The organism is Streptomyces sp. UNOB3_S3 (assembly GCF_020740895.1).
Classification (GTDB): domain Bacteria; phylum Actinomycetota; class Actinomycetes; order Streptomycetales; family Streptomycetaceae; genus Streptomyces.
Map to the genome: position 1 here is coordinate 1 of NZ_JAILXP010000329.1, position 8,134 is coordinate 8,134.

Sequence of the window (8,134 nt, forward strand, 5' to 3'; positions counted from 1 at the left end):
CCGTGCCCGCCCCTTCCTCACCGCTGCCCTCACCCGCACCCTGCAGAGGACTGGCATGCTGCCGCCCGCTGCTGATACCTCCCCGTCCCCGCCTAAATGCGAGAGAGGCCGTAATGACCGCCGAGTCTGCCCCCGTCCCGGTTCGCTCTCCCCTCGCCCTGCCCCCGCTTTCCGGAACGCCCGAGGAAGACGCACTGCCAGAACTCGACTTCATCCGCGCCGGCCTGGCCGAATACGCGGCTCTCCACAGCCTGCGCTTACTGCGGGCGTCCCTCCAAGGCCACTACATCAAGTGCGAGATCAGCCCCACGGTTATGTCCGTGCAGGACTTCCTCACCCTGGCCGCATACGTGAACGCGCCCTTCGTCTACTACACCGACGACCTCTTCGACGCCACCCAGTTCGGCCCCGACGAGGAGACACTCACCCTCATGGACGCCAGCGACAGAAAGAAGATGGCAGCACTCCTCGGCCGAGCCCGTGAACAGCACGGGCGGTGCCAGGCACTTACGCTGCAGTTCGCCGCTGGAACCGTCATCCACAGCTGGCACGCAGACGCCCTGTGGTGGGACGAACTGATCGGTGAACTCGACGAGATCGAGGAGAAGCTCCACGCGGAAGAGAGGGAAGCCCAGGCGGAGGACCCGCCCTCCACCCCCGAGGAAATCGACCGGATCGCCCGCCATCTCGAAGGACTTCCGGCCTTCCGCGAGGCAACGAAGAGGACCGAGCGTGAACGGGTACTGCTGCGCGAGTTCCCCGAGCTGCGCTCACGGCGGTACAACGGGCTGACCCGGCTGGGGTATGACGCCGGGGAAGAGGCCACGGCCCGGGTCGCCGAGGCGGCGAAGCGTATGTACGACGAATTCACCGCCAACCTGCCGGGCCTGGCCGAGGAAGCCGTCGGTCAAGGAGTCCTTGCCCAGGCGACGACCGCAGCGGCCCGTCGCGCCGCCTTGCGGGCCTTCGCCAAGGAGCGTTCCGGCGGCTACCCGCCGAGCAAGGACTTTGTCGAGCTCTTCTACAGCGAGCCGGCACTGAAAAAGCCCCGATAGAATTCACCGGCAGTTGGACCGGAACAGCAGAAAACCTGCGGGGCCACTCGGACTACGCCGGGATACAACGGGACGGACCGGGCACTCCGAAGGGTCCCTGCAACCGGACTGCCGTGCAGGGACCCTTCGACGGGTTATGCCAGGTCGGCTGGGAGGCCGGGGATATAGCGGTCGGTCTTGTCCACCAGGATCTGCCGGGCTGCCGAAACCGGCTGGTCGAGCGGGTCGTTGACCGCGCAGATCACCTGCTGCACGTGCCCTTGGACATCGGGCCGGATCGCGCAGTCGACGAGCGCGCGCAGCATTGTCTCGCAGGCTTCCCGGTCGTGTCCTTGGGTGCCGAGGCCGCTCAGCGGGGAATCGATCATGAGGAAGCCCGGCAGCCGGATGGCCGGGATCTCGCGCATCAGGTCCCGCAGCGCGAGCATGGCGTTGATGTTGACCCTGACGAGAACCGCGCCGGCCACGGCCTGGGCCTCGAAGGAGCGGCCGTTGACCAGAGGAGAGAAGTCGCCGGCATCGATGGAGGCACTGCGCACCTGCGCGTCGGTGGCCTTCATGCGCTTCTCGAAGAAGAGCGACCACCGCGTCACCAGGGCCTTGACGTGTTCGCTCACGTCCTCCTCCGCGCTCTTGAACTCTTCCTGCGCGGTGTTCTTCGCCACCTCCAGGCGGTCGCGGTCACGCTCCAGGTCACGCAGGACGTCGACTTCCCTGAGATGCTCCGCGAGCTGCTCGAGCCGCGCCGCCAGCTCACGCGCTGCCGCCTCGAGCCCCCGTACCGTCTCCCGCTGCGGCTCGACGGCACCCCTGCCGAACTCCGCAGCACACGCGTATGCCTCACGCACCGCTTGGTCGGCCTGCAGCGCCTTCAGCCGCGCGGCCGCGGCCGCGGCGTCCGCCCGCTCCCGGGCCGCCCGGGCCCGGTCCCGCTGCCCGTGGGCCTGCCGCACACGCTCCTCGTCCTGCCGACTGCGCTGCGCCCGGCCGGGGTCGATCTCTTTGCACAGCCGGCACTGCTCGTCCGACAGCCCTTCGGCCACCAGCTTCTGGTGACACACGGGACACGCCGCGGGGTCTGCCGAACGTTCCCGCAACGCCGTGTAGAGCCCTTCGGCTTCTCCTTCGGCGCGTGCCCAGGACCGTGCCTCCTTCTCAGCCTCGTCCGCGCCAGCCCGTGCGGCCTGCTGGGCGGGCTCGGCTGCCTTCGCCTGATCGGTAAGCCTCTGGTGCTGGCGGGCCAGTGTGCTCAGCTCTACGGAAGCTGCGCGTGCCCGCGCTGCGGTCTCTTGGTGCTCGGTGGTCCACTGTGCCTGCCGGGCCTGCAGGTCACCGAGCTCGTCCAGTCCCCGCTCGGCCCGCACCGCGAGGACTTTCTCCAGTGTGCCCTTGGCTGCTGACCACTCCTTGCGGGCCCGCTCGGCGCGCGTCCGCAGGGCCTCCACCTGCGCGTCGTGGGCGCCGAGCAGCGTCCGCCCTGCCAGGCGGCGCCGCGCGGGGGAGAGCCCGCCGAGGTAGCTGACGGCGATGGTGGTCTGCTGGAAGTACATCCAGGGCAGGATGTCTTCCATGGTGAGCCGGCCCGGGCCCGTACCGATCCGGGGGACGCCCAGAAGATCCTGGAAGAACTCGGCGGCACTGAGTTCACCGCTCCTGCCCGGCTTGACCGGACAGCGCACCGGGGGCTGGCCCGGCTCGGAAAGGTTCTCGAACTCCACCGTCCCCGCGCTGCTGCGCGCCGAGCGGGTGGCGCGCCAGCGTGCCGTGCCGATCTGGAACGTGAGCCGGACCCGCTCGCAGGCCCGCACGGCAGGCATCACCTTGGTGCAGTTCAGGCCCACGGCATACCACTGCGACTCCAGCCCCGTGCTCTTTCCCGCCCCCGACTCGCCTGCCACCACCACCATCGGCCCGGTGAAGGAACGGGAGACCCATGTCCCCTCCACCTCGAACTCGTGACACTCCACAGCGAGCGCTTGCCCCATAGCCTTGCTCCCTCCCCAGGTGTCCTGTAGCCGCAGTCGTCCGGCGGCCACAGAACAAACGACCGTCTCTTACGGATGTGACGTCCGTTTCTGGCCAAATCGGCTACGCGGAACGGAAATTGGCCTCTCTGCGACCGCCTTCGTGGCGTCCGCTGCCCCACGCTGCGAGTGCGGTTACCGGGCACGGGTGGTGGGTGGAGGGTGATGGATGGGTGATGGGTGCCGGAGAAGAATCCCGAGTCCGGCAGCCTGGCCACACGGAGGCTGGATGAGCTCATGGGCGGCATCACGCCCCGGTGACCGCCCGGCGCGGCTGGATAGCACGCCTGCACTACCGTACGGATCATGCGCGTGCGGCGGCGGTGGAGCGTCCGGCGGTGAGACGGGCTCACGGGGGAGGGATCGCCGGACCGGTTCCGTGACGAAGAAGGAGTGTCGGCAGCACACACCGTCTGGGGGCAGGGGGACAGGGCGGTTCTGGTTGTTTCGTAGGCACCACCGCGACCTGGCGTCTGTGTTTCGAAGGTAGTTTAGTGATCTCGCTTTAGTTTTATTGGATCACAGAGGAAGGGGGCGTCGGCGCGTGGACGAATGGTCCGGTATCGGGACCGGCTTTCACGGGACCGCTTATGTGAGTCCTGCGTTTCCGTCAGGTCCCACCGGATCGCCCGGTGCTGCGTCGCCAGCGAGGGCGGCTCGGGCAGGGAACTCGGCGGGCATACTGTCGGCGATGTGTGAGCCCGGGGCCCGTTGGCAGAATAAGGCAGGCCCCAGAGCTGCGTGGGCGGATCCCGTGCCTTTGAGGGTCCGTCTCTCTACCGGAAGATCTCTTGAGGCACGGCATGTTCGCCCCTCTTCGGCCGCCGTGCGCGAAGAGCGCGCGACGATGAGTGCGGGCGCCGCTTGAATCCGACTTCGCGCGACGCCGACAGATGAGCCGTGATACCGGGAACGAGCCTGCCGGAGGATCACCCGTGGGAAAGACCATGACCAGCGCTCACCACACACACCCCACCGGGGCCCCTCCACAACGGCAGTTCGCTGGCCCCTCCGATCTATACCTGCCCGATCTCCCGCATCGTGCAGACGATGCCGTGCTGGACCAGCTGTTCTACGCGACGACGGACGAATGCCCTGACCCCGGGTGCCGGCCGACGCTGCTCGACCGCATTGCGGATGACGCGGTGGCGACCCGCAGGCCGGTGGACTGGGCCTGCCTGATCGCGTCGGAGCTCTACGGCGGGCTTCCCGCAGAACTCACCAACGAGAAAGCCGCAGCCCAGACCCTCTTCCATCCTCCCGCCGTTTCTGCAGGCTCGCCGCGGAGTACCACGAGCGGGGACGGACCGACAGCGCCGTCAAGCGGCGGCAACCGCTGTCGCCCTGGTCGCCGGATTCGAGGTGTGGTGGACAGACTTCCTCTACCAGTGATCTCCCCTCCCGCCTGAACGAGCTCGGCGGCGTGCAGGCCGCATTCCTGCACTGGCCCTACGACCGTGCGGCCGGTCGCTTCATCGCTCCCCAGAACGTGCCGGCCGTCGTGGAGGCCCTGGCCGAGCACTCCGGGCGGATTGTGCTCAGTTCCTCGCATGGCCTGCGTGAGGGCGCCCCCGCCACGTAACGCTGGCGGGGGTGTGAGTTGAGGTGTTGTGGGTGGTGTGTGCTGGGGTGTTGTAGATCGGGTGAGAACCGGTGGGGGTGGTCTTTGCCGGGGTGTTGGGTGGGCTGGCCTGTGGGTGTTGCGGGTTCGTTGAGAGAAGCTCGGGCTGTCGCACTTACCTTCTGCGTCTAATGGCGCTGTTCGTTTTCATGCTGGTCAAGGGGTGTTGTGCCTGGTCAGCGTGGTGTGGTGTGGGGTCGGTTCCGGGCCGGGGTGGTGGGGCGATGGTGTTGTTCGGCGAGATCGTCCAGGCGCACAGTATCCAGTGACGCCTTGGTGATGCGTTCGGTGCCGTCGAGGATGCTGGTGATCGCTGCTTGACGGATGAGGCGGGTGAGGCTCCCGATCCGGCCCGCGGTGCGCTGGTGGAGGTATGAGGCGTGGCGGGCCAGGGTGCCGGGCCGGTGCGCTCTCAGGTCGAGGGCGGCTTCCACTCCCGTGATCAGCTCGCGGAAGGGTTCGTGTTTCCCGGATCGTGCGGGGAACGCCCCGCATTCCACGAGGGACGCGCGTGCGGCGAGTTGTGCTCCGCGTACCCCGGAGAACAGAGCGGTGCTGGTGACGTCGATGCCCGCGTACACGAATGTCGCCCGGATGCGTTCGGTGAGGTCTTTGAGCAGGTCGGCGGTTTCCGCGCCGGTGGTGGTGCGGGGGTTGAGGCGGTGGATCTCGTCGATGAGGACGAGGCGGACGTCGGCCTGGTTGTAGGTGTGGCAGACGGCGTCGGTGATCGCCGCTTGTGTCATGCGGGTGGTGAGGGGGATGCCGAGGTAGCGGGCGAATTCGGTGGCGAGGGCTTTCGCGGTCGCGCCGGGCGGTACCAGCACGTAGGCGACCGGCACGGGAGCGTGCGTGGTGGTGGCCGGTGGCGGGTGCTGTGTGGTGTGGGCGAGGTGGCAGGCGCGCCCGACATGCAGGAGCGCGGTGGTCTTTCCGGCCGCTGCCGGGCCGGTGACGATCAGTGAGGGCCGGGCGGTGGTCTGCTGGTGCCGTCCCAGGATCATCAGGGTGCGCACGCTGGTGGTCAGAGTGTCGATGGCGGGGGTGCGGACGGTGACGAACGCGGAGTGGTAGGCGAGGCGTTCCTCCTCGCTGCGCGCCGGGTCACCGGGTGCGGGCGGTGCCGGGGGAGGGGTGGTGGCGAAGTGTTGCCAGCCTTGCCAGGTGGTCACCGGCCACGCCCCTCGGGCCGCGCCCTCGGCGGGCGCGCTCCTATCGTGTCCGTCCCGCTTGTCCACGCCTGACTGCGCGGCGGCGCTGCCTGCGCCAGGACGGTGGTCTGTCACCACTTGAGGGCTTCCGTTTCGGCGTCGTAGAGCCCGTACCCGGCCACCGGCACTGCCGGGCCGTCCGGGGCCTCGTCCTCGTTGTCCTCGTTCTCGGTGTTCTCGGTCATGTCCTGAGGGTCCTGGTCGAGGTCGTCGAGGCTGTCCTTGCCCGTCTCGGTGGCCGGCGCGCTCGGTTCCTGCGCCTGTGCATCGGGCTCGGGATGTGGTGGTGGGGGAGTGCGGACGGTTGCGGCGCGGGCGAGGAGGTGCTGCTCGGTGCGGGTAGCGGATCCGGTACGGGCGCGGCGCATGAGCTCATCGAGGGCCTCGGCGAGGCGGGCCTCGTACGTGTCGTGGTCCGCCTCGTGCGTGGTGATGGTCTTCAGGTACTGCCAGGTGCGGTCGTTGAACGGCTGGTGGGCGTGTTCGCGGTGGATCCACGGGATCTCTGCCAGGCCGAGCCCGGGCAGGCGGACCCAGATCTGGCGGACGTCGTGGGGGTTGGTGTGGACTTCCCATTTCCCGCCGCGGGCCGCCACTTCGGAGCTCTGCCCCCGGTGCGGGCCGAGCAGGTCGCTGTCGTAGGTGCGGTGGTGCAGGCGGATCCCGCGTTCGGTGATGGCCTGCCACCGCACCGGCAGCAGCTCCAGGTAGTCGCTCCCGGTCAGCGGGACGGGCACGTATCCGGCGACCGCGACCAGGGCGGCCCACATCTGGTTAGGGGTCAGCGCGATCTTCGGGAGCACGGGGTGGCGCAGGCCTTCGTGGGGGCGGTGGTGCCAGTGCACGAGCCATTCATCGAGGAGGTCCTGGAGCTGGGCGACGCTGTAGCACGCGTCGCGTGCGACGTCCCTGCCGCGGCGGGTGACATCGGAGCCGGTGTAGCCGGGCAGGTGCTGGCAGAACAAGGTGTTGATCGACCCGAAGGTCCGCTCCACGATGCTCTTGGCCGTCGGCGCGAAGGGCGGGGCGGCCTGCACGCTGATCCCGAGGGCTTCACACGCCCCCGTGAACGCCCTCGACAGGTAGACCTTCCCCCGGTCCACGACGATCGTCTCCGGCACGGCCACCGGCCGCGCGGCCGCGCTCTCAAGGCGCTCGTCCAGCGGCAGCAGCCGCTCCCGGGGCAGCACCGTGCTGTGGGCGAAGCGCAGGGCGTCGGGCCACGACGGCCTCGCCGGGTGAGGGACGGCCATCTCCGCCAGCAGGAGCGCGGCGTCCACGGCCTGTGTCCCGCCGGGGCACAGCACCGCCGCCAGGATCGCCCGGGTGGCGACGTCGACGGCGATGGTGAGTTCGGGCCGGCCCAGGCTGCCGTCCTCGAAGAGCGCAAGGACGTCCAGGCGGGTGGTGTCGATCTGGACCTGTTCCCCGGGCCGCAGCGCCACGGTCGGGGTGAACGCGCGCCCGTCTTCCGTGATCGGCGGATTACGGACCCGGTGCGCGGGATGGTCGGCGGGGTGGGCGAGCTGGTGGACGAGCCGGTAGAAGGTGGCCTGCGCAGGCAGGGGCACCGTATCCCCGTGCCGGTCTTTGAGGAGCTGCGCGACCAGCGGCATCAGCGCTTTGACGGTGCCCTTGGAGCGCCCCCGCCGCCCGCGCAGTACGTCCTTGACCGCGGCGACGACCCGCTCGTCCTGCCGTCCGCCTCCGTTAGGGCTGCGGGTGGTGCGGTGGTCGACCAGCCCCCACAATCCCTGCTTGCGGTAGGCCAGCCGCATGCGCTGCACCGTCGCCCTCGACACCCGCCCAAAGCCCAGAGCCGTCAGCTCCTGCGCCTTGGCCTGCTCCCGCTGGGCCAGGGTCCACCGGTCCGGGTCGTACTCCACCCGCACCACCCCACCGCTGCCCACTCCGCCAGGCAAGCCGCACTCCACTTCCCGGATGTGCCGCTGCCAGGCCAGAGCCTTCTCCCGCGCCGCGGCCGGAGCGGTCTCGAACAGTCCCCACTGCGGCACCGCCTGAGGCTGCTCCGCCTCCGCACCCAGTACCGCGAAGCCGGCGTCGGCGAACAGGTGCCCGGCCAGCACCACCTCATCCGCCCCGTCCTCGCCGGCCAGGTGGAAACGCTGCCCGGCCAGGGCAACGACCTGCCACCGCACCCCACGAAAGCGGATGTGCGCACCGACCGCGACCACCGGCCGCCCGCCCCGCCGCGCCCCGCTC

Annotated in this window: 4 protein-coding genes; 1 reads left to right on the forward strand and 3 read right to left on the reverse strand. The window is 69.5% G+C overall.

Going from position 1 to position 8,134, the window contains the following annotated elements; all coding sequences use genetic code 11:
* The first annotated feature begins 113 nt into the window (after window positions 1–113).
* Complete coding sequence (locus K6I33_RS27620; protein ID WP_229357252.1) at window positions 114–1,055, forward strand: hypothetical protein; 942 nt, start codon at window positions 114–116, stop codon at window positions 1,053–1,055.
* A 134-nt stretch (window positions 1,056–1,189) separates the two neighbouring features.
* On the opposite strand, the gene K6I33_RS27625 is transcribed toward K6I33_RS27620, so the two are convergent.
* From K6I33_RS27625 to K6I33_RS27635, 3 genes are all read right to left on the reverse strand, one after another.
* Complete coding sequence (locus K6I33_RS27625) at window positions 1,190–3,040, reverse strand: hypothetical protein (protein WP_229357253.1); 1,851 nt, start codon at window positions 3,038–3,040, stop codon at window positions 1,190–1,192.
* 1,836 nt (window positions 3,041–4,876) lie between these two features.
* Window positions 4,877–5,872 carry a TniB family NTP-binding protein gene (locus K6I33_RS27630; protein WP_229357254.1) on the reverse strand — a complete coding sequence of 332 codons (996 nt, stop codon included), beginning with the start codon at window positions 5,870–5,872 and terminating at the stop codon, window positions 4,877–4,879.
* A gap of 110 nt (window positions 5,873–5,982) precedes the next feature.
* Window positions 5,983–8,134: transposase (locus K6I33_RS27635; RefSeq protein ID WP_238492128.1), on the reverse strand; the 2,152-nt coding region annotated here is incomplete at its 5' end.

Coding starts and splice junctions, on each gene's coding strand:
- K6I33_RS27625 (WP_229357253.1), bottom strand. CDS start 3,040: ATGGGGCAAGCGCTCGCTGTGGAGTGTCACGAGTTCGAGGTGGAGGGG.
- K6I33_RS27620 (WP_229357252.1), top strand. CDS start 114: ATGACCGCCGAGTCTGCCCCCGTCCCGGTTCGCTCTCCCCTCGCCCTG.